Raw genomic sequence first — 3,560 nt, 5'->3', positions numbered from 1 at the left:
GGAACCTCACCGCGCCGGACACGCCGCCATCCCGCTACCGCCTGCCGACCCGCGAGATCCCGGCCGTCGCCGTCGTGCGCGCGGACGGCGGCGTCCTCGTCGACTTCGGCCAGGAGACGACGGGCTTCGTCAAGCTGAAGAACCTGACGGGCAGCGGCAAGGTCACCCTGTACTACGGCGAGTCGAAAGAGGAAGCGCTGTCCGCGCAGGGCGCCGAAACCCTCGACCGCTTCACGCTCGCGGACCACCGCGGCGACTTCATCGCGCCCACGTCGCGCGCGATGCGCTACGTGAACGTCCGCTTCGATGGCGGCATACGCGCCGACGACGTGACGCTCCTGTACGAATACCTGCCCGTCGCGCACCGCGGCACGTTCAAGAGTTCCGACGACGAGTTGAACCGGATCTGGGACGTCGCCCAGCGCACGCTGGAACTGAACACCCGCGAATTCTTCATCGACGGCGTCAAGCGCGACCACTGGGTGTGGTCCGGCGACGCCGTGCAAACGTACCTGATGAACTACTACACGTTCTTCGACAGCGACACGGTCAAGCGGACGACGTGGGCACTGCGCGGCGCGGATCCCGTCGACATGCACATCAACACGATCCTGGATTACTCGCTGTACTGGTTCATCGGCATCCGCGACTACTACCAGTACACGGGCGACGCGGACTTCGTGAAGAGCGTCTACCCGCGCATGACGACGCTGATGGACTTCGTCCTCGCGCGCCGCAACGCGAACGGCATGCTGGAAGGCCTGCCGGGCGACTGGGTGTTCGTCGACTGGGCCGACATGCCGAAGGATGGCGAGCTGGCCGTCATCCAGCTGCTGTTCGCCAGGAGCCTGGAAGCGATGGCGGATTGCGCCGCGCTGGCCCACGACGACGCGAAGGCCGCGACGTACCGCCAGCTCGCCGCGGAGCTGAAGACGAAGATCATGGCCGCGTTCTGGGACCCGCAACGCCAGCTGTTCATCCACGCCCGCAAGGACGGCAAGGTCAACCCGCTCGTCACGCGCCATCCGAACATGTTCGCGCTGATGTTCGGCTATCTGGACGATGCGCAGGCGGCCGCCGTGCGCCGCAACGTCCTCACGAGCGACTCGGCACCGAAGATCACGACCCCGTACATGCGCTTCTACGAACTGGCGGCGCTGGCGGAAAGCGGGCAGCAGCGCTACGTCACGGACCAGATCAAGGACTACTGGGGCGGCATGCTGCGCGCGGGCGCGACCTGCTTCTGGGAGCAGTACGACCCGAAGGTCGAGGGCGCCGCGCGCTACGCGATGTACGGCAAGCCGTTCGGCATGAGCCTGTGCCACGCCTGGGGCGCGAGTCCGCTCTACCTGCTCGGCAAATACTACCTGGGCGTGAAGCCGACGCAGCCCGGTTACGCCGCCTATGTGGTCGAGCCGGACCTGGGCGGCCTGGCATGGATCGACGGGAAAGTGCCGACGCCGCGCGGCGACATCGCCGTGTACGCGGACGCGCAGACGATCCGGGTGACGGGCGTGGCGGGGCAGGGCGTCCTGCGGTTCACGAGTGCGGGCACACCCCGCAGCGATGGCGGGACGATCCGCAGGATCGGCGAGCGGCGCTACGAGCTGGCGCTGGAAGGAGGGAAGACGGTCACCGTTGCGCGCAAAAAATAAGCTGTTGCGGGGACTCCTTGGGTGCATCTATAATCCGGCCAGTACGTTATAGATTAAAAACCAAGGAGACCGAATTGCGCCGCTCACTTCTTTCCACCCTCATCCTGTGCGGCCTGTTCGCCAGTCCGCTGGCATCCGCAGCCGACAAGGCCGTCCAGCTGACGCACGTCGCCGGCCCGTTCGCCGCCGATCCGGCCTCGCTGGACAAATACGAAACCCCGGACTGGTTCCGCGACGCCAAGTTCGGCATCTGGTCGCACTGGGGCCCGCAGGCCGTGCCGCGCGCCGGCGACTGGTACGCGCGCAATATGTACATCTACGGCACGCCGCAGTACGAACACCACCTCAAGCACTACGGCCACCCGTCCAAGCACGGCTACAAGGACATCATCCCGTTGTGGAAGGCCGAGAAATTCGACCCCGACGCCCTGATGGCGCTGTACGCCAAGGCCGGCGCGAAGTATTTCGTCAGCATGGGCGTCCACCACGACAATTTCGACCTGTGGGATTCGAAGTACCATCGCTGGAACGCCGTCAAGATGGGGCCGCACCGCGACATCGTCGGCGACTGGCAGAAGGCGGCCGTCAAGGCGGGCCTGCGCTTCGGCGTGTCCGAGCACCTGGGCGCGAGCTACGGCTGGTTCGGGACCAGCCATGGGCACGACGAGGTCTTCCCGCAGCTTGGCGTGCCATACGACGGCGCCGATCCGCAGTACGCGGACCTGTACCACCCGAAGCATGACGAGCTGTTCGGCGGCGGCCAGAAGTGGTACACGAAGGACGCGGCGTATCACCAGGAATGGTTCAACCGCATCACCGACCTCGTGACGCACTACAAGCCGGACCTGCTCTACTCCGACGGCGGCATTCCGTTCGGCGACACCGGCAGGACGCTCGTCGCGAATTTCTACAACGAGAACATCAAGACGCACGGCAAGCTGGAAGCCGTGTACAACCACAAGGACATCGGCTCCGGCGAGTTCCTGCGCAAGGCCGGTGTACAGGACGTCGAGCGGGGCGTCATGAACGGCATCCAGCCGCTGCCGTGGCAGACCGACACGTCGATGGGCGACTGGTTCTACAGCGAGGGCTACAAGTACAAGACCACGCGCGACGTCGTGACCATGCTGGCGGACATCGTCAGCAAGAACGGCAACCTGCTCCTCAACGTCGTGCAGTACCCGGACGGCAGCCTGCCGCCGGAATCCCGTAAATTCCTCGACGAGATGGCAGCGTGGATCCAGGTCAACGGCGAAGCCATCTACGGCACGCGGCCGTGGAAGACGTTCGGCGAAGGCCCGACGAAGACGGAGGGCGGCGCGTTCAAGGAAAACGCGGACTATACGGCCGCCGACATCCGCTTCACCACCAAGGGCGGCTCCGTGTACGCCATCACGCTGGGCGAGCCGAAGGGGCAGGTGCGCATCGCGTCGCTCGGCACGAAGGCCGGGTTGGACAAGCGTCCGGTCAGGTCGGTATCGCTCGTGGGCGCCACCGCGCCGCTGCGCTGGAAGCAGCAGGACGACGCCCTCGTGATCGACGTGCCGGCCAGCCTGCCGACCACGATCGCCTCCAGCTTCAAGATCGGATTCTGACATGAACATGCGTATGTTGACGCTGGCGGTGCTGGCCGCCTTCAGCGGTACCGCGTCCGCCGCTTCCTCGGGGCAGGTCGCGGTGACGTCGCCGAACGGGCGGGCCGTCATCAAGATTGCGCGGGACGGCGGCAGCTACGCCGTGACGCGCGGCGGCGAAACGGTGATCGCTGCCTCACCGCTGGGCCTCGAATTCGACGGCCAGCCGGAGTTCGGCGCGCTGGTGCTGGAAAAGGTCACCAGGACGAGCGCGGACCGCGCCATTCCGCTCGTCGCGACGAAGGCGTCGAGCGCGCGCGACCGCTACCGC

3 protein-coding genes are annotated in these 3,560 nt (G+C 66.2%); all 3 read left to right on the top strand.

What is annotated here, in order from left to right:
* Positions 1–1,655 (top strand): MGH1-like glycoside hydrolase domain-containing protein (locus ACEN88_RS26870; RefSeq protein WP_413344584.1); only part of this gene is annotated, 1,655 nt, incomplete at its 5' end.
* Positions 1,656–1,729: 74 nt separating this feature from the next.
* The gene (locus ACEN88_RS26865; protein ID WP_413344582.1) at positions 1,730–3,250 is read left to right on the top strand and encodes an alpha-L-fucosidase; all 1,521 of its coding nucleotides are present in this window, start codon (positions 1,730–1,732) and stop codon (positions 3,248–3,250) included.
* A gap of 1 nt (position 3,251) precedes the next feature.
* The coding region (locus ACEN88_RS26860; RefSeq protein ID WP_413344580.1) for a glycoside hydrolase family 97 N-terminal domain-containing protein at positions 3,252–3,560 on the top strand (309 nt) is incomplete at its 3' end.

Origin of the sequence: Massilia sp. CT11-108, from assembly GCF_047302915.1 — a bacterium.
GTDB classification, from domain to species: Bacteria; Pseudomonadota; Gammaproteobacteria; order Burkholderiales; family Burkholderiaceae_D; genus Telluria; species Telluria orientalis.
Note: the sequence above shows the minus strand (reverse complement) of the source record. Positions and strands in the feature narration are given on the sequence as shown.